At 30.3% G+C, this 18,486-nt stretch carries 19 protein-coding genes; 5 read left to right on the top strand and 14 right to left on the bottom strand.

The window, feature by feature from the left end:
- From IAA47_05810 to treR, 3 genes are all read right to left on the bottom strand, one after another.
- A partial coding sequence (locus tag IAA47_05810; GenBank protein ID MBU3842484.1) for a DUF3427 domain-containing protein occupies positions 1-443 on the bottom strand: 443 nt, incomplete at its 3' end.
- Entirely contained in the window at positions 443-868 is a 426-nt protein-coding gene (locus IAA47_05805; GenBank protein MBU3842483.1) for an N-acetyltransferase, read from the bottom strand. The genes IAA47_05805 and IAA47_05810, both read right to left, overlap by 1 nt.
- A complete protein-coding gene (treR, locus tag IAA47_05800) occupies positions 865-1,578 on the bottom strand; it encodes a trehalose operon repressor (GenBank protein ID MBU3842482.1) in 714 nt (237 codons plus the stop codon). The genes IAA47_05805 and treR overlap by 4 nt, the downstream gene beginning before the upstream one ends.
- Positions 1,579-1,719: 141 nt before the next feature.
- Here treR and treC point away from each other — a divergent pair, with 141 nt between their 5' ends.
- Positions 1,720-3,366: an alpha,alpha-phosphotrehalase gene (gene treC, locus IAA47_05795; protein MBU3842481.1), complete on the top strand. Its 1,647-nt coding sequence runs from the start codon at positions 1,720-1,722 to the stop codon at positions 3,364-3,366.
- A gap of 34 nt (positions 3,367-3,400) precedes the next feature.
- Positions 3,401-4,795: a PTS trehalose transporter subunit IIBC gene (treB, locus tag IAA47_05790; protein ID MBU3842480.1), complete on the top strand. Its 1,395-nt coding sequence runs from the start codon at positions 3,401-3,403 to the stop codon at positions 4,793-4,795.
- A gap of 79 nt (positions 4,796-4,874) precedes the next feature.
- Here treB and IAA47_05785 read toward each other — a convergent pair whose 3' ends face one another.
- The 8 genes from IAA47_05785 to IAA47_05750 all read right to left on the bottom strand — a co-directional run bounded on the left by IAA47_05785 (position 4,875) and on the right by IAA47_05750 (position 12,140).
- The gene (locus IAA47_05785; GenBank protein MBU3842479.1) at positions 4,875-5,804 is read right to left on the bottom strand and encodes an NrtA/SsuA/CpmA family ABC transporter substrate-binding protein; all 930 of its coding nucleotides are present in this window, start codon (positions 5,802-5,804) and stop codon (positions 4,875-4,877) included.
- A gap of 13 nt (positions 5,805-5,817) precedes the next feature.
- Complete coding sequence (locus tag IAA47_05780; GenBank protein MBU3842478.1) at positions 5,818-6,516, bottom strand: ABC transporter ATP-binding protein; 699 nt, start codon at positions 6,514-6,516, stop codon at positions 5,818-5,820.
- Positions 6,500-7,264 (bottom strand): ABC transporter permease, encoded by a 765-nt coding sequence (locus IAA47_05775; protein MBU3842477.1) that lies wholly within the window; start codon positions 7,262-7,264, stop codon positions 6,500-6,502. The genes IAA47_05780 and IAA47_05775 overlap by 17 nt, the downstream gene beginning before the upstream one ends.
- 100 nt (positions 7,265-7,364) lie before the next feature.
- Positions 7,365-8,456 (bottom strand): antitoxin, encoded by a 1,092-nt coding sequence (locus IAA47_05770; GenBank protein MBU3842476.1) that lies wholly within the window; start codon positions 8,454-8,456, stop codon positions 7,365-7,367.
- A 135-nt stretch (positions 8,457-8,591) separates the two neighbouring features.
- Entirely contained in the window at positions 8,592-9,302 is a 711-nt protein-coding gene (locus tag IAA47_05765; GenBank protein MBU3842475.1) for an MgtC/SapB family protein, read from the bottom strand.
- Positions 9,295-10,035, bottom strand: a complete 741-nt coding sequence (locus IAA47_05760) for a glycerophosphodiester phosphodiesterase (GenBank protein MBU3842474.1) — start codon at positions 10,033-10,035, stop codon at positions 9,295-9,297. Before IAA47_05760 ends, IAA47_05765 begins: the two co-directional genes overlap by 8 nt.
- 200 nt (positions 10,036-10,235) lie before the next feature.
- The gene (gene groL, locus IAA47_05755; protein MBU3842473.1) at positions 10,236-11,852 is read right to left on the bottom strand and encodes a chaperonin GroEL; all 1,617 of its coding nucleotides are present in this window, start codon (positions 11,850-11,852) and stop codon (positions 10,236-10,238) included.
- An 18-nt stretch (positions 11,853-11,870) separates the two neighbouring features.
- On the bottom strand, positions 11,871-12,140 hold the full coding sequence (locus IAA47_05750; protein ID MBU3842472.1) for a co-chaperone GroES: 270 nt from the start codon (positions 12,138-12,140) through the stop codon (positions 11,871-11,873).
- 164 nt (positions 12,141-12,304) lie between these two features.
- Between IAA47_05750 and IAA47_05745 the strand changes: the two genes are divergently transcribed.
- Complete coding sequence (locus IAA47_05745) at positions 12,305-13,666, top strand: MATE family efflux transporter (GenBank protein ID MBU3842471.1); 1,362 nt, start codon at positions 12,305-12,307, stop codon at positions 13,664-13,666.
- Between the two features lie 83 nt (positions 13,667-13,749).
- Here the strand turns inward: IAA47_05745 and IAA47_05740 are convergent, their stop codons facing one another.
- The gene (locus IAA47_05740; GenBank protein ID MBU3842470.1) at positions 13,750-14,316 is read right to left on the bottom strand and encodes a 6-carboxytetrahydropterin synthase; all 567 of its coding nucleotides are present in this window, start codon (positions 14,314-14,316) and stop codon (positions 13,750-13,752) included.
- A 164-nt stretch (positions 14,317-14,480) separates the two neighbouring features.
- Positions 14,481-14,672 carry a DUF1653 domain-containing protein gene (locus IAA47_05735; protein MBU3842469.1) on the bottom strand — a complete coding sequence of 64 codons (192 nt, stop codon included), beginning with the start codon at positions 14,670-14,672 and terminating at the stop codon, positions 14,481-14,483.
- Between the two features lie 209 nt (positions 14,673-14,881).
- Between IAA47_05735 and IAA47_05730 the strand changes: the two genes are divergently transcribed.
- Both IAA47_05730 and guaB read left to right on the top strand, forming a co-directional pair.
- Positions 14,882-15,697, top strand: a complete 816-nt coding sequence (locus IAA47_05730) for a mechanosensitive ion channel (protein MBU3842468.1) — start codon at positions 14,882-14,884, stop codon at positions 15,695-15,697.
- A 157-nt stretch (positions 15,698-15,854) separates the two neighbouring features.
- Entirely contained in the window at positions 15,855-17,309 is a 1,455-nt protein-coding gene (gene guaB, locus IAA47_05725; protein MBU3842467.1) for an IMP dehydrogenase, read from the top strand.
- 75 nt (positions 17,310-17,384) lie between these two features.
- On the opposite strand, the gene IAA47_05720 is transcribed toward guaB, so the two are convergent.
- Positions 17,385-18,365 carry a lactate dehydrogenase gene (locus tag IAA47_05720; GenBank protein MBU3842466.1) on the bottom strand — a complete coding sequence of 327 codons (981 nt, stop codon included), beginning with the start codon at positions 18,363-18,365 and terminating at the stop codon, positions 17,385-17,387.
- Between the last annotated feature and the right edge of the window lie 121 nt (positions 18,366-18,486).

The following is an 18,486-nucleotide window of genomic DNA, read 5'->3' as shown; positions in this document are numbered from 1 at the left end:
TTCCATTCAAAATTTATAGTGAGAGCTGTTTGAGTAAGATTACTGCTTCCCACTATCATTGTCCATATATCTCCCTTTCTAAAAAAATACCCTTTAGCATGAAATTTTTCATCTGATAATATCTTCAACTCTATATTTTTAAACTCCAAAAGTTTTTTAAGTGCCTTAGGTTGAGTAAAAGTTAGGTAATCTCCTGTTAAAATTTTTCCCTTTACGTCTCTTTGCTCCAAATCTTTCAACTGTTCAAGTATCATAGTAACCCCACCTAAAGTTATAAAGGCTACTGAGATTATAAATTCATCACAACTTTCCAGCTCTCTTCTTATTAAACTTATTATTTTTTCTTCTCTATTGGAGATAAGCTTATGCTGATAAGATAGAATAGATTCCATATTTCTATCTATTAAACTTGTCTTTATACTATCAATTAATATATCCCTCATCAATCCCCTCTCCAATACATAACTAACTCTATCTCATTGGTATTCTCATCTATCTTTTTTTCTACCACTTGAAAACCCTCTCTAATATAAAAAGAGTATGCCTTTTGATTTTTCTCATAGACACTCAAAGTTAATTCTCTCTTTAAACTTTTACAACAATCTAATAGTTTTCTCCCTATTCCTTGAGAATGAAAATTTTTCTCAACAAATATTCCAGCTATATAATTTTCCATCAAACCTACAAAGCCAAGAATATTTTTATTTTCTTCATAAAGATAAATCTCTGCACTCGGTAATATCTCCTTTACCATCTCATAATTATCTTCCCAATACTTTTTATCTATAAAAGAGTGTGCATCTATATTTGACTCCAACCAAATCTCCATCACTCTTTCTAAATCTTTTATTTTAAACTCTCTTATCATCTTCTCTTCTCCCTGTAAGCATAATCTATAAATTTAAACTTATCTGGTCTATGTCTTGCCTCTGTATATTGAAAAAGATGTCCTCCCTCAAGATAAGTAAAACTCTTGACTACAACTACCATGTTAAAATCTTTCATATCTAAAAGTTCTCTATCTTCATCTGTTATCTTATGAACAGTTATCTCCTTAGTACAATAACTAATTTTTAGTCCTAATTCATTTTCAAAATAATCATATAATGAATCCTTTGCCACTTTAAGAGGAATATTATTTACAAATTTTCTAGGAATATAATCCTTATCAATAATTATTCTCTCTCCCTCTATTTTTCTTATACGTACAAGTTTGAAATACTCCTCTTCCTTACCTATACCTAGTTTTTTTATTATCTCCTTCTCACCTTTAACAATCTCTAAATTCTCTACATGTGTAGAATTCTCTACTCCTACATGCAACTCCTTAAAAGATTTAATTTTTGAAATTGGAAAGTTAAATTGATTTTTACCAGCCACAGTGGCTACTTTTCCTTTAGATTTCTCTATATGTCCATCCTGTACCAACATGTTAAGAGCCTTTCTTACTGTATCCCTAGACATGTTATACTTTTCCATCAACTCTTTTTCAGAAGGTAACTTGTCTCCAACTTGTAATTCTTTCTTTTCTATCTGCTCTAAAAGGCTATTATATAACTTAATATACTTACTTTCCATAACTCTTTTCTCCTTTTTCTGACTAACTATAATATAACATACAAGTTTAAATTATTCAAACTTAAAAAAATTTAGCTTGACTAAGTTATACGTATATGTTATATTTTAAATATATAACATATACGTATAAGGAGAAATGAAATGAATTTTGAAAATAAAGTTGTCTATCAAATATATCCTAAATCTTTTTATGACAGTAACAATGATGGAATTGGAGATTTAAATGGAATTACAGAAAAATTAGATTACATAAAACATCTTGGAGTAGATTACATATGGATAACACCATTCTTTGTATCTCCACAAAAAGATAATGGTTATGATGTGGCTGATTACTGTAATATTGATCCTACATATGGAACTATGGAGGATTTTGATAGACTTTCTGCCGAAGCTAAAAAAAGAGGTATTGGAATTATGCTAGATATGGTTTTTAACCATACTTCTACTGAGCATAAGTGGTTCAAAAAAGCTTTAGCTGGAGAAAAAAAATATCAAGATTTCTATATATTTAAAAAGGGAGAAAAAAATAATCCTCCTACTAACTGGGTTTCTAAATTTGGTGGTAATGCTTGGGAGTATGTAGAAGAGTTAGAAAGTTACTACCTACACCTTTTTGATAGAACTCAAGCTGACTTAAACTGGGAAAATCCAGAAGTTAGAGAAGAGATATACAAAGTAGTTAAATTTTGGCTAGATAAAGGTGTTAATGGTTTCAGATTTGACGTTGTAAATCTTATCTCTAAACCTGAAAAATTTGAAAATGATTACCAAGGTGATGGAAGAAGATTCTATACTGATGGTCCTAAAATACATGAGTACCTAAAAGGTCTTAACCAGAATACCTTTGGACAAAAAGAGGATATCATAACTGTTGGAGAGATGTCTTCTACGTCTATGGAAAATTGCTTCAAATACTCTGGTAAAGATGAAAATGAATTATCTATGGTTTTCAACTTCCACCACTTAAAAGTAGATTATAAAAATAAAGATAAATGGGCTTTACAACCTTTTGATTTCCAAGAATTAAAAGATATACTTAACTCTTGGCAAGTTGGTATGCAAGAGCACAATGCTTGGTCTGCTCTTTTCTGGTGTAACCATGATCAACCTAGAGTTGTTTCACGTTTTGGAGATGATAAAAACTACTGGAAAAAATCAGCTAAGATGCTAGGAACAGTTGTTCATATGTTAAGAGGGACTCCATACATATACCAAGGTGAAGAGATTGGTATGACTAATGCTTACTTTGATACTATCTCACAATACAAAGATGTTGAATCTATCAACTATCATAAAATATTGATGGATAGTGGATTAAGTGATGAAGAAGCTATGAAAATAGTAATGGAGCGTTCTAGAGATAATGGAAGAACACCTATGCAGTGGAGTGATGAGATAAATGGTGGATTCTCAAAGGGAACTCCTTGGATTGAAAGTATAAAAAACTATAAAGAGATAAATGTTAAAAATCAAATTGATGATGAAGACAGTATCTTTAACTACTATCGTAAGCTTATAGCTCTTAGAAAGGAACATAGAGTAATAGCTTTAGGAAAAACTATTCCACTTGCTGAAAATGATAAAAATGTCTATATGTTCAAAAGAGTTTTAGAAAATGAAGAATTATTAGTAGTTACTAACTTCTACAATGTTGAGTGTAGTATTGAGTTAGATTTTGAAATCGAAGGTTATGAGTGTATCCTTTCAAATAACGGAGAAAAAGTAACCCTTGAAAAGAATTTAAAATTACAACCATATGATGCTTTAGTATTTTTAAAAAAATAAGAAATAATAGTTAGGAGGATTGATTGTGGCAGATATAAATGAAAAATTTAGAGACGATGCACTTAAGGTAATCGAAGGAGTTGGAGGGAAGGATAATATCTCTTCAGTTACTCACTGTATGACTAGACTTCGTTTCGTTTTAAAAGATACAAGCAAAGCTGATATAAAAAAGCTTGAAGCTATTAAGAGTGTAAAGGGAAGTTTCACTAGTGGAGGACAATTCCAAATAATAATAGGTAATACAGTAGCAGAATTTTATAAAACTATGACAGCTCTTTTTGATTTAAAAGAGGTTTCTAAAGAGGAAAGTAAAGAGTATGCTAAGAAAAATATGAATCCTTTAGAAAGATTCCTTTCTACTATGGCTGAGATATTTGTTCCTCTACTACCTGCAATTATCTGTGGAGGACTTATACTAGGTTTTAGAAATCTTATCGGAGATATCCAATTTGGTGGAAAAACTCTAGCTGAATCTAGCCAATTTTGGGCTACTGTCTATAGTTTCCTTTGGTTAATTGGAGAAGCTATCTTCCATTTCCTACCTGTTGGTATCACTTGGTCAGTGGTTAGAAAGATGGGAGGAAGTCAAATACTTGGAATTATCCTAGGTATTACTTTAGTTTCACCTCAACTTATGAATGCTTATAACATAGGAAAGGCTGTTCCTGATGCTTGGGATTTTGGAGTTTTCTCTATTGATAAAGTTGGATACCAAGCTCAAGTTATTCCCGCTATCTTAGCCGGGCTTACTCTTGGATATATTGAAACAAAGCTTAATAAGATAGTTCATGAGTCTATAAGAATAGTTATTGTTCCTCTTATTTCACTAGTTGTGACTGTATTTTTAGCCCATGCTATAATCGGTCCAGTTGGTAGAATACTTGGAGATTTTGTAGGACATATATTCCAAATCCTACTTACTGGTAAGTTTGCTGTAATAGGTTCTATAATATTTGGTTTCCTATATGCACCATTAGTTATAACAGGAATACACCATACTACTAATGCTGTTGAATTTACTCTGATTCAACAACTTGGCGGAACTATGATTTTCCCTTTACTTGCTCTAAGTAACATAGCACAAGCTACAGCTTCTCTAGCTATGAGCTTTGCATCAAAAGAGGTAAAAAAAGATGTAGCTATCCCAGCTTCTATCTCAGCTTACTTAGGAGTTACAGAACCAGCTCTTTATGGAGTAAATATCAAATATAAATACCCTATGATATGTGCTATGATAGGTTCAGCTTGTGGATCTGGAATATGTGGTTTCTTTGGTGTAATGGCTAATAGTATCGGAGTAGGAGGATTACCTGGAATTTTAACTGTTAAACCTCAATATTGGTTAGTTTACCTTATAGCTATGATAGTTACTATGTCAGTGACATTTATATCTACTTTTGTATATACAAAAAAGAAAGCTAATATATAGTTATAACCCACCCTTTAATAATAAAAATAAGAGGAAAACTTAAGAACTTATTGTTCCAAAGTTTTCCTTTATTTTTATATTATTTCGCTATGATACTATTAATATCAATTCTATTCTCTTGCATACCATTTTTTATTAAAAATTCCTGTGTCTCTTCTAGATCTTTAATATCTGCCTCTTTTATTTTTGGATTAAAATCATATAATGGATATAGTTTTAATATCTCTTCTTTTGTTAACCCAACATCTTCTGATACTATTTTTAACATATCATCAAAATTTTTATCTATATACTTAACAGCTTCCTCATTCACTTTTACAAATCTCTTAACTATATCCGGATTCTTTTCTAAAAATTTTCCACTTACAGCTGTAACCACTAATCCCTGTGTTAATCCTTCTCCATTAGTTACAACCTTAGCTCCATTATTTATAGCTTTTAAAGCTACAGGTCCAGCTAATAAAGCTGCATCAATATTTCCGCTTTCCATAGCTGCAAAGGCTTCTGGTAACCCCATATTTATAAATTGTACATCATCTTCTTTTAGATTTCCCTTTCCTAAATATCCAACCAACACTTGATGAAGTATAGTTCCCTTTGGTCCACCTATTTTCTTACCTTTTAATGATTCAGGAGTTGTTATATTATCTTTTTTAGAAAGTATCATAAAACCTTTTGGTGATCTACTATATACATTTGTTATCTTTAAATCTACTCCATTTGAAGCTGCTATAATAGCTGATGTTCCCCCTAAAGCATGTAAAAAATCTAACTCCCCAGCAGCTAATGCATTTGTTTGCTCTGGTCCTGTTGTTAACTCATGAAACTTTACCTTTATTCCATCTTTTTCAAACTCTTTATCAAACATTTTTAAGTTCTTCTCTAAAATAGATGGAACGTTTAACGGAGCTTTTACATAAGTTAAATTTATCTCTTCAATCTTTTTCTTTTCTCCACACGAAATCAATAAAAATACCATACCTATCAAAATTACTAATTTTTTAAACATACTCTTTTCTCCTTTAACTCTCTATTAATTTTATTATTTTACTTTTCAATCTCACTAATTCTATATCATCTATCTCTCTAGGAAAATCCTTATCTATTTTGAAATCTAGTATCTTCCCATCTTTTATAAGTAAAATCCTATGAGCTAATGTCAATGCTTCATCTAAATTATGAGTTACAAAAATTACTCCTATCCCTGTAGCTTTATGTATTTTTAACAGCTCTTTATGTAATTGTCTTCTAGTAAAATAATCTAAAGCTGAAAAAGGTTCATCCATAAATAGTGTATCTGGTTCATAACTTAAAGCTCTTGCAATTGCTACTCTCTGAGCCATTCCACCAGATAATTCTTCTGGATAACTATATCTATACTCTTTTAAGCCTATCATATCCAAATAAATATCTATATCTTTAACTCTCCCATGAATAGAGATATTTTCTTCAACGTTAAACCAAGGTAACAATCTACTCTCTTGAAAGACAAATCCATATCTTCCAGATATTTCAACACCACTAGTATTACAAAATTTTACTTCTCCAGTGATATCTCTATCTAACTTTGAAAGTATTCTCATTAAAGTTGTTTTTCCACAACCACTCTTTCCTAGAATAATTGTTATCTCATCATTTCTTATCTCTAAATCTATATTTTCAAAAACTTTTCTTTCCCCATAACTTTTACTTAAACTCTTTAAGCTATAGATTTCTTTCATATTTAGATCTAACTCCTCTCCTGAAATACCTATTCATTAAAAAACTAAATAGATAGTCTGTAGTTGCACCTAAAACTCCAATCGAAAGTATACCTACTACAACCATATCTGATCTTGATATCTGTTGAGAATCCAATATTAGATAACCTATCCCAGAAGAAGAAGCAATCAACTCTGCAGCGATTATAGCTCTCCAACTATATCCCAGTCCTAATTTTAATCCTAAGAGTATATCTGATAAAGCACTTGGAAATATTATTTTCTTAAATATATCTCTCTCATTTAAACCAAAAACTTTACCAACCTCTATCAACTTCTTATCACAACTACTGATTCCTTTTAAGGAGTTTAAAAATATTGGAAAAAAACTAGCTAAAACTATTATCACCACTTTAGATAACTCTCCTATTCCAAACCATAAAATTATCATCGGAACTAAAGCTAATGGTGGTATATGTCTTAAAAACTCTAAAATACCTTTAAAATACTCATATATTCCAGTTTTTAATCCAAAGATAACACCCAAAGGTATAGCTAGAAATGCTGAAATTCCAAAACCTATTGCCACTCTTTGTAAGCTTATAACTATATTTTTTAAAAGTTTTCCATTTTTTAGTAAAATAAAAAAACTCTTAATTACTCTTTCAGGAGAAGGTATTATAAAACTATTCCACAATTTTAAATATGAACCTACATACCATATAAGTAATAGCCATACCACTATATAAAAACTTTTTCTCCTAAACACACTCTCTCACTTTTTCCTCTCTACTGAATGAAATAACCTCTCTTCGTATTAATTTCATCACAAAATTAATAATTAAGAGAGGTTTATATCTTTAATTTAATTATAGGAAATTTTCATTAAAATATACCATTAGAGCTTCATACTCTTTCTTCGTATCAGCAACAGTATATATATCTACTCTAAATCCTCCCATAGATGTTTTCATTTCAAGAGCTAATGTACTCTCAAAATCATCACTATCTAAGATAAAGAATTTAGATACCTTTAACTTTCTATTTGGATTATGGAATACAACTTTTAATTTATTTACGTATGGTGAAGCCTTTAATAAGCTTAACATATCATCTAACTCTTGTGGTCTTTCTTTAATTGTTGAAGATGGAATCTCCTTTTCATTTACTGGAACATTAGTTATTCTTCTTGGTAGATATTTACAGTTTTTAACTGTTTTTAGATAGAAATCTCCCATTGCTGATAACTCAACATAAGTTTTATCTCCATCTTTTATCTCTTCAAGGAAATAAGATAACTCTAATTTTTCATTTAAGTATTTTTCAATTTTCTCTTTTTCTAATCTTTCATTATTTGAGATAGTATTGAAGAAATCTTTGTTTTCTAAATAGTAATTATAATCTATTTTTATAGGAAGAGGTGGAATCTCAGTAACATCTTCAAACTCTCTAAACATAAAATATGATTTTATTCCTAAAATTTGTGCCATAAGACTTACCATAAATATCTCTGCTGTATATCCTCCAACAGTACATACAGCTATATTATATTTATTGCCTACTTGCTCTACTATATCTCCAACTTCTTCAACAAGATTTCTTAATCCCTTCGTTCTAAATTCATCAGGATTTCTCTTATTCATTTTTTCAACTGCTTTTCTAGTAACTCTTCTTACTATCCCTTTACTTAGGAAAAACTCTTCTAGTACTTCTCCTGCTAATCTTCCATTTACAGTGTCATGAGTTATCATAAATAGGTGCCTTCCTGAGAAGATATCCTTTTCTCTTAGATTTTCTACAGCTATAATTTCAGACCCAAATCTTTTATCTCTTAGGTCTACCATACTCTCTTTTTCATAATAGCTTAAAATATCATCCTTAGTGATATTTGTTTTCTCTGGGTTATGTTCAATATAATTCTCTATTAAACTTGTTCCAACTGTAATTATTAAATTATCCAATTTGTTTTCCCCCTATCTTTGATAAAAATTCTCTCTCTATATAACTATTATTACCTTTAAATCGGGGTTTTGTCAATCTTTATTTTTCTCAATATAAAAAAGAAGTGACATTTTTTATCACCTCTTTATTTTTTACTATGGAATTTGAATTTGAGAGATATGGCTGTATGTTGAAAGCTCTGACATAACATCTAAAATATCTGTTTGTTTTCCCATAATTAAAGTATACTCTATCATATTTCCATCTGTATTTTTTTCTACATTCTTTATTTTAATATTATTTTCATTAAAAAAATTATAATTTTTCATTAATGCTTCAGAAAAATCTATATCTTGATTAAATCGAACTAGTAATTTTGCTATATGTTTATTCTCTATCCAATAACGTTCTAATTTCTTCAAAGTTACAAGAACAATTATTACAGCTATTCCAGATGGAACAGCTAGATAATAAAATCCCCATCCTATGCTAAGCCCTAAACACCCAGTAGCCCATATTGAAGCTGCTGTAGTAAGACCACCTATAACTCCTTTATCTCTCATTATTGTTCCAGCACCTAAAAATCCTATTCCACTTACTACCTGAGCTCCTATTCGCCCTAAATCTGTTTTCATAACTTGACTAGCTTCTGGAAAAGCTATTGCATAATTATGAAGATTTATTCTCAATTGATCTTGAATCATAGAAACTATTGTAGCTCCAAGACAAACCAGTATATGAGTTCTAAAACCAGCAGGTCTATTATGTTGCCCTCTTTCATATCCTATCATCCCACCTATAACAATTGCCATAAAAATTCTAAGGATAATCTCATATATTGTAAGTGAATTTGTAAAACTACTCATTAGTCTCTCCTTGATACTCTTTCTTTATTTCTTGAGCTAACTCGGGATAGTTAGTAATTATCACATCAATATTATTTGAATAAAGATATCTCATATCCTCTTCTAAATTTACTGTCCAAGTATTAATCTCTAGATTATACTTCTTTAATTCTTTAATAACATCTGGTACAAGATTATTAAATCTTGGATGATAGCATTGTACTCCATAAGAATGAGTATATTTTCCTGCATCTATTATCCAATCTTCTGATAAAAATCCATACTTCAATTGTGGAGCTATATCTTTCATTCTCATTACAGAGAAATGGTTAAAACTAGATATTATCACTTTCTCCTCTAAGTTATACTCCTTTATTAGCTCCCATACCTTTTCCTCTATTCCTAAATACTCATTTATTCCTGTTTTTAATTCTACATTTGTAACTATATCATAATCTTTTACCAGTTGAAAATACTCTCTTAATGTAGGGATTTTATTAAATCCTAAATCTTTAAATTTGAACGAAGCATCAAATCTTTCTAACTCCTCGTAGGTATAATCTACAACAAAACCTTTTCCTGTTGTCGTTCTATCTATAGTTTCATCATGAATAATTACTACCTCTCCATCCTTTGTTAGTTGAACATCTAGTTCAATCCCATCTACTCCACACTCTAGGGCTTTTTTAAAAGCTATCATTGTATTTTCTGGATATTTTCCACTGTATCCTCTATGGGCAAAAATTTTACTCATAATATATCTCCCTCCTATTTTCTACTTCTTATAAAAAAAAGCTAGAATACACTAAAGACATCATTCCAAATCACTTGGGATTTCAGCCTCACCATATCTCCTAGCCTAATTTTTTCAAATATACTATACTATTTTTTATGTTAACTTGTCAATTGTTTTTTCTGTTTTAACACTATTTTCACGTTATTTTTACACTTTTATTACATCATTCCAGGCATCATACCAGGATTCATCTCTTGCTGTTTAGGTTCTTTTTTACTAGCTACTAAAACCTCTGTAGTTAATATTAGAGCTGATACAGAAGCAGCATTTTGAATAGCTGATCTTGTTACTTTTACTGGATCTAATATACCCTCTTCTATCATATTTACATACTTTTCAGAAGCAGCATTGAATCCATATCCCTCTGGCATATCTTTTACCTTTTCAAGTACAACAGCCCCATCTACTCCAGCATTTTCAGCTATCTGTCTAAGTGGTGCTGTAAGAGCTTTTTTAACTATCTCTACTCCTATTCCCTCTTCTCCCTCTAGTTTGAAACTGTCCATATCCTTAGCAATCTCTACAAGTATAGTTCCTCCTCCAGAAACTATTCCCTCTTCAACTCCTGCTCTAGTAGCATTTAGTGCATCTTCTATTCTAAGCTTTTTATCCTTCATCTCTGTTTCTGTAGCTGCTCCAACTTTGATTACTGCTACTCCACCAGAAAGTTTTGCAAGTCTCTCTTGTAATTTTTCCTTATCATATTCAGATGTGCTCTCTGCCATTTGATTTTTTATAGCTGCTACTCTTGCTTTGATTATCTCGCTATCTCCCATTCCATCAACTATTATAGTAGCATCTCTTGTTACTTTTACCTTTTTAGCTGTTCCTAATTGTGGAATAGTTGTTTCTTCAAGTTTTAATCCCTTTTCTTCAGAGATTACCTCTCCACCTGTTAAAATAGCTATATCCTCTAACATAGCCTTTCTTCTATCTCCAAAAGCTGGAGCTTTTACAGCTACTACATTTAAAGTTCCTCTTAATTTATTTATAACTAAAGTAGTTAAAGCTTCTCCTTCAAGCTCATCTGCAACAATTAGCATCGGTCTTGAAGTTTGAACTGTCTGCTCTAATATAGGTAATATATCCTTCATGTTAGATATTTTCTTATCAGTTATTAAAATAAATGGATTATCTAATTCAGCAACCATTCTTTCAGAGTCAGTTACCATATATGGTGACACATACCCTTTATCAAATTGCATTCCCTCTACCACTTCTAAAGTTGTTTCTAAAGATTTTGCTTCTTCAACAGTTATTACTCCTGTTTCTCCAACTTTTTCCATAGCTTGAGCTATTAATTTTCCAATCTCTTCATCTCCAGCAGAGATTGATGCAACTTGTGCTATCTCTTCATTTGATTCTATCTTCTTAGCTCTTGCTTTAAGATGATTTATTACCTCTTTAGTTGCTTTTTCTATACCTTTTTTGATAAACATTGGATTAGCCCCAGCACTTACCATTTTTAATCCCTCTTTTACAATAGCTTGAGCAAGTATTGTAGCAGTAGTAGTTCCGTCTCCAGCAACGTCATTAGCCTTTGTAGCTACCTCTTTTATAAGTTGAGCTCCCATATTTTCAAATGGATCTTCTAACTCTATCTCTTTTGCTATAGATACTCCATCATTTGTAATTAGTGGTGATCCATAACTTTTTTCTAATACAACATTTCTTCCTCTTGGTCCTAATGTTACTTTTACAGCATCTGCTAATGTATTTACCCCTATTTCAAGTTTTTTTCTAGCTTCCTCATCAAATTTTAAAATTTTTGCCATTTCAACTACCTCCAAAAATTACTCAATAACAGCTAATACATCTTCTATATTTAAAACTATATATTTTTCCTCTCCATCTTTTATCTCAGTTCCAGAAAATTTTGAGTAAACTACTCTCTCTCCAACCTTTATATCCTCTAATTTTTCACCTTTTCCAACTGCAATTACTTCAGCTATATTAGGTCTCTCTTTCTCTCCTGCTCCTGGAAGAATAATTCCACTTGCTGTTTTTTCCTCTACTTTAACTGGTTTTACTAAAACTCTCTCTCCAATAGGTCTTATTTTCATGTCCTATCCCTCCATTTTTATTAGCACTCTTTTGCTACGAGTGCTATTTTTACACATTAATATATTAAATCATTTATCCCCAACTGTCAATAGTTTTTTATATTTTTTATTGTCTTTTTTCATTATCATTGATAGAATATATAGAGTATTGGGGAGGTGCTTCTATGCAAGAAAATATTAATACAAAAATAGATTTAAAAGAGTTTTATAAAACATTTTTAGCAATTGGAATTCCACTTATGGTTCAACAACTGGTTTCCTCATCTCTTAACTTTATTGATAATCTTATGATTGGAAGATTAGGAACTGATTATATCGCTGCTGTAGGTTTTGCTAATAGTGTCTATAGGATTTTAGACCTTATAATATTTGGAATATGTAGTGGAATGGGCGTTTTTATAGCTCAATATTATGGAAAAAGAAATTTTGAACTCATCAGAAAAATACTGGGATTAATGGTTAGATGTGCATTTGGAGTAGCTGTCATATTTGCTATTGTAGCTTATTTTAAAGTCGATTTTATAATAGGAATTTTCTCTAAAGATCCAGAGGTTTTAAGAATAGGAACATCTTACCTATGTACAGTTGTTCTATGTTATCTTTTTTACTCTATATCCTCTAGTATGGGATTTTCTCTACGTGCTATGGGACTTACTAAGTTTCCTATGATTTCAGCCTCTATTGGAGTGGTTACAAATACATTTTTTAACTACTGTTTAATCTATGGAAATTTTGGTTTTCCTAGATTAGAGGAAAAAGGAGCGGCTATAGCTACTGTCATAGCTAGATTTATTGAGATGTGTATTATTTTAACTATTATCTATAAAAAAGATTTTAATCTTAAAGGGAAATTAGATTCATATTTTCACATTCCAAAAAATCTTATAAAAGAGATAGTAAAAATCTCATCACCTGTAGTTTTTACTGAGATGCTTTGGATATTTGGAATTATCTCTCTTTCTGTTGCATATGCAAAACTTGGAACTGTTCAATCTGCCTGTGTACAGATAGCAGATATCGTTGCAGCTATCTCTGCTATTTTATTTATGGGGATATCCAATGCTGCCTCTGTAATAATAGGTCATACAATTGGAGAGGGGAATAAGGAAAAAGTTATAGTCTACTCTAAACAAATTATTTTAGTAGCCTTTGGTATGGCTGGTTTCAGTTTTATTGTGGTTCAACTACTTACTAACAATATCATATCACTTTATAAACTTTCTCCAGATATTGCTCTTCTAGCCGAAAAAACGTTAAGGGTATATGGAGTATTTGTCTTCTTTAAAATGGTAAACTGGGCTATTTTAATTGGACTATTTAGAGCTGGAGGAGATACTAAGGTTGCCTTTTATCTAGATATACTTCCACTTTGGTTCTATGGTGTGCCTCTAGCTTTCATAGGAGCATACTTTAAAGTTCCTATTTATATTTTAATTGGACTTGCTGAATCTTGTGAAGTTATTAAACTCATCTTTGCTTTCTGGAGATACAAGACTTTACGTTGGATAAAAGATGTAACAGTATAATTTTTATATTAAAAACTCCCTCTCTTAGAATTTAAGAGAGGGAGTTTTTTTATATTTAGTATATAGTAAAAAATTTTTAAATACTATCTTTTCTTATATCCACACTTTGGACAAACTCCATTTTCATCTAATGAAATTCCACAAAGAGGACAACGGTCTATATTATTCTTAGTAGTAAACTCTGCAGAAGCTGCATTTACACCACTAGTAAAAGTTATTTTAGCAATATTTAATTTATCTTTTAATAAGTCATAAACAATTTTAATCATTCCTTCAACTGTTAAAGTTTCTTTAGTAACAACTAAACGAGCGTCAGGATATGCAGTTGCTAAGTCAGTCTTAAAAGCAGGACCTTTCATAACGTTTTGAGGAGCCCCATCTTTTATCCCAGTTTCCTCATAAACTTTTAAAATAGCAGGTAAAAGAGGATCATCTTCTCTCAAAATAAGAGAGTGGTCAAAATTCTTCAATACTTCCCAAGCTGTTTTTTGAATTTCATTACAAGGGAATACCATATTTACACCTTCATTTATAGAATCTTCTACTTCTATTGTTAAAACTCCAGTATGTCCATGTAAATATTGAGCTTCTCCTCTAAACTTATAAAATCTGTGTGCATATTGTAAATCAAAACTTGTAATACTTCTCATAATTTTACCTCCTTAAATTAACTATCTTTATTCTTATAAGAATATATTACCACATTTTTAATTATTTGTCAATTGTAATTATTTTTATTTTGTAATAATTACAATAATATGGTATTAAGTCTTGATTTTACTTTGTTTATTAAAAATTTATCTTTTATATTTTATTACTTTTGAAAAAATTTATTTAAAAACTCCTTCTTTTCTCTTACAAAAAGTTTTCCTTCTACCTCCTTGCAAATATAAACTATCACTATTAATCCATCTCTTTCATTAGTACAATCAATAGCCTCTTTTATCACTTCGTACTCTCTTCCATTTTTTTTATTAATCCAAATTGAATTCTCTTTTATCATCAGCTTTTCTCCTCCTGTGATTTTAATAAATTTTTATTTTATTATAGATTAATTTAATATATATTAATGTTTTATTTTTAACATAAATCTTTATTTTTTATACTATATATTATATAGTATTTTTGTAAAAAAATCTAAAAATATATTGATATATATTGGTAAAAACTGTATAATATATAAATGTAATAATTAATTTTTAAAGGAGAGTTTAAATGCACGAAATTATCACAGAATTTTTCAACAAAACAATCGCTGTACTTCCTACAATTATTGTAAGAGGTATTATTGTAATCATCTTATTTTCACTATGGCCAAAGCTTGTAAGTGTAATTATTACATCTTATAAAAAAGCTTTAAGAAAGAGAAATGTAGATCCATTATTAGAGAGTTTCACTAGCTCTATGCTAAAAACTTTAATGTATGTTATTCTATTTTTCTTAATAATCGGGATAGCTGGAGTAAAAGCAACTTCTCTATTAACAGTTCTTGGTACTGCTGGATTAGCTGTTGGTTTAGCACTACAAGGAAGTTTATCTAACCTTGCTGGAGGATTATTAATACTATTCTTCAAACCTTTCACTAAGGGAGAATATATTGTAGCAAGCAGTGGTGTAGAAGGAACTGTTGACAAGATACAAATACTTTATACTATTTTAACTACTACAGATAATAGAGTTATCATTGTTCCTAATAGCCAATTAGCTAACAACGCTATTACAAATGTTTCTAGAAACCCAATCAGAAGATTAGATATGGTTTTCTCTGTTTCTTATGATACTCCTACAGAAAAAGTAAAAGAGATTTTAAATAGAATTGCTAATGCTCATCCTTCTGTATTAAAAGATAAACCTTTTAATATTAGAATGAGTGTTCAAAATGCTAGTTCTCTTGATTTCATCTGCAGAGTATGGGTTAATAAAGAGGATTATTGGACTACAAAATTTGACTTTAATGAAATAGTTAAAGCTGAATTTGATGCAAATAATATCGAAATCCCATATCAAAAAATCGATATTTACAGAAAATAAACTTTTTGTAGTCAACTGTGTTAAAAATCACATTTCATTAAAATTTTACTGTACATTTTCCAAAGTTTTGTGCTATAATATCTAAAATCTAAAAAATATTTATAAATTTTAGTTCATTATTAAATTAAATAATTATGTATTTTAAAAGGAGTTGCAAATGAACGGAAAAATAGTAAAAGAGGCTATCACATTTGATGATGTATTATTAATCCCAGCAAAATCAGAGGTATTACCACATGAAGTAAGTCTTAAAACAAGACTGACAAAAGATATCACACTGAATGTCCCTATACTGAGTGCTGCTATGGATACTGTTACTGAATCAGATTTAGCTATTGCTCTAGCTAGACAAGGTGGTATAGGATTTATACATAAGAATATGAGTATTGAAGATCAAGCTGCTGAAGTTGATAGAGTGAAAAGAATAGAAAGTGGTATGATTAGAAACCCTGTTACTCTTACTGCTGATTGTACAGTTGGAGATGCAGAGGACTTAATGAGAAAATATAAAATTTCTGGTCTTCCTGTTATTGAAGAGGATGGTAAACTTATCGGAATAGTTACTAATAGAGATATAAAATATCACAAAGATATGGCTCAATTAGTTGGAGAAATTATGACTAAAGATAACTTAGTTACTGCTCCTGTTGGAACTACTTTAGATGAAGCAAAAGAGATTCTATTAGCTAATAGAATAGAAAAACTACCTATCACAGATGACAAGGGATACTTAAAAGGATTAATTACAATAAAAGATATAGATAACTTAGCTGAATATCCAAATGCATGTAAAGATGCTCATGGAACATTAAGAGTAGGTGCTGCTGTTGGTATTGGTGCTGATACTCTTGATAGAGTTGCTGCTCTTGTAAAAGCTGGAGTTGATATCATAACTGTTGACTCTGCTCATGGACATTCAGCTGGTGTAATAAATAAAATTAGAGAGATTAGAGAAGCTTTTCCAAACCTAAACTTAATAGGTGGAAATATTGTTACTGCTGAGGCTGCTCTTGATTTAATCAATGCTGGAGTAGATGCTGTAAAAGTTGGTATTGGACCTGGATCTATCTGTACAACAAGAGTTGTTGCAGGGGTTGGAGTTCCTCAGCTTACTGCTGTAAATGATGTGTTCCAAGTATGTAAAGATAGAGGAATTGGAGTTATTGCCGATGGTGGTATCAAACTATCTGGAGATATAGTGAAAGCTCTTGCTGCTGGTGCAGACTGTGTTATGTTAGGAGGATTACTAGCTGGTACTACAGAAGCTCCTGGAGAAGAGATTATTCTTGAAGGTAAGAGATTTAAAAGCTATGTTGGAATGGGATCAATAGCTGCTATGAAAAGAGGATCTAAAGATAGATATTTTCAAAATGATGCTCAAAAATTAGTTCCAGAAGGAATTGAAGGGCGTATAGCTTACAAAGGAAACTTAAGAGATGTTGTATTCCAATTATGTGGTGGAATTAGAGCTGGTATGGGATATTGTGGAACTCCTACAATAGAAGATCTAAAAATAAATGGTAAATTTATAAAAATCACTGGTGCTGGACTAAAAGAGAGCCACCCACATGATATTACAATAACTAAAGAAGCTCCTAACTATTCTAAATAAAATATTGTATTATTACAACTTAATATATGAAGAAAGCTCAAGAGTAACCGTTCTTGAGCTTTTTACATATTTAACCTATTTTATTAAATTATTTTTAGAATTCCCTGATAAAAAATACTCATTCAGACAAGTCAAAGCTGACTCAACCATATCTGATACTGCTTGATCTGTATAAAATGCTTGATGTGATGTTATCATAACATTTTCCATATTTAATAATTCTTTTAATTGTGGATGCTCAAATCCAATGTTACTACAATCTTTATGAAGTATTCCTACCTCTTTTTCTAGAGTATCTAAAGCTACTCCAGCTATTTTTTTACTTTTTAAACCTACAATCAAATCCTCTAAATTAATTAGTTCTCCTCTTGCTGAATTTATTATTAAAACATCATTTTTCATTTTATCTATTGTTTCTTTATTTATTAGATGATGATTTTCTGGAGTAAGTGGAGTATGTAAAGAGATTATATCTGATTGAGTAAATAATTCTTCTAAAGAAACATACTGGATCTCATCAGAACTTGGGTACAGATCATAGGCTATAACTTTAGCTCCCATAGCTTTAAAGTGGTGAGCAACTATTCTTCCTATCTTTCCTGTTCCTATAATTCCTATTGTCTGATTTCTTAATTCTCTTCCTATCAATCCACCTAAAGAAAAATTATATTTTTCCACTCTTTTTAAACTTTGAGGAATATTTCTCAATAAAATAAAGGCTGACATAACTGCAAACTCTGCCACTGAATATGATGAGTAAGTTGAATTACTTACATATATTCCTAATTCCTTAGCAGCTTTTAAATCTACATTATTATATCCTGTACTTCTACTTGCTATATATTTTATCTTAAAAGAGTTTAGCTTCTCTAATACTTCCCTATTTACACTACAATTTCCTAAGAAAGTTACTCCATCATATCCCTTACATAACTCTACTGTTTCTGGATTTAAACTCTTCTCTTCCAATTTAATTGAAAAATTAAATTCTTTTGAATATTTTTCAAAAGCTGATAACTCATCTTTTCTAACTGCAAAAGCTATTATTTTTTTCATTGATTTACTCCTCCATTTTAGTCTGTATTTCTTCCTTTGATTATATCATAAAACATAATTAAATTTTATATTCTAATCAAAAATAGTGAAGATTTTACTCTCCACTATTTTATCTATCATT

This window comes from Candidatus Fusobacterium pullicola, assembly GCA_018883725.1.
In the GTDB taxonomy this organism is placed as follows: Bacteria; Fusobacteriota; Fusobacteriia; order Fusobacteriales; family Fusobacteriaceae; genus Fusobacterium_A; species Fusobacterium_A pullicola.
This window is presented reverse-complemented; position numbering and strand designations above follow the sequence as displayed.